Source organism: Pseudoalteromonas sp. SR43-5, from assembly GCF_014163835.1.
Lineage (GTDB): Bacteria > Pseudomonadota > Gammaproteobacteria > Enterobacterales > Alteromonadaceae > Pseudoalteromonas > Pseudoalteromonas distincta.
Map to the genome: position 1 here is coordinate 1 of NZ_JACJEA010000080.1, position 468 is coordinate 468.

2 tRNA genes and 1 rRNA gene are annotated in these 468 nt (G+C 43.8%); all 3 read left to right on the forward strand.

The annotated features are described in order from the left end of the window. Nucleotides 1-77: ribosomal RNA gene (locus H5090_RS20570) — 16S ribosomal RNA — on the forward strand; the annotation flags it as partial. 76 nt (nucleotides 78-153) lie between these two features. Further along, nucleotides 154-230, forward strand: a tRNA-Ile gene (locus H5090_RS20575). 50 nt (nucleotides 231-280) lie between these two features. After that, a tRNA-Ala gene (locus H5090_RS20580) sits at nucleotides 281-356 on the forward strand. Nucleotides 357-468: the final 112 nt, after the last annotated feature.

Below are 468 nucleotides of genomic sequence, written 5' to 3' on the forward strand. Positions count from 1 at the left end.
CCACGGAGTGATTCATGACTGGGGTGAAGTCGTAACAAGGTAGCCCTAGGGGAACCTGGGGCTGGATCACCTCCTTATACGATTTAGAACTTATTTGTTCGTAGTGTCCACACAGATGATTGTTATTGTAAAGAGAACAACACTTATTGTTTTGGGTCTGTAGCTCAGCTGGTTAGAGCGCACCCCTGATAAGGGTGAGGTCGGTAGTTCAAATCTACTCAGACCCACCACTTCTTGTCTAATCAAGAAGATGGTTAAAACAGTAAGTACCAGCATATGTGGGGCTATAGCTCAGCTGGGAGAGCGCCTGCCTTGCACGCAGGAGGTCAGCAGTTCGATCCTGCTTAGCTCCACCACTTTTACTTCTTAAAAATAAATATTCTTTATCGGGCCATTAACCGCCTGAGAATAGAGTGTGTTTAATTTTGAGAGGTTTTTGTATCTCTTGCTCTTTAAAAATTTGGAAAA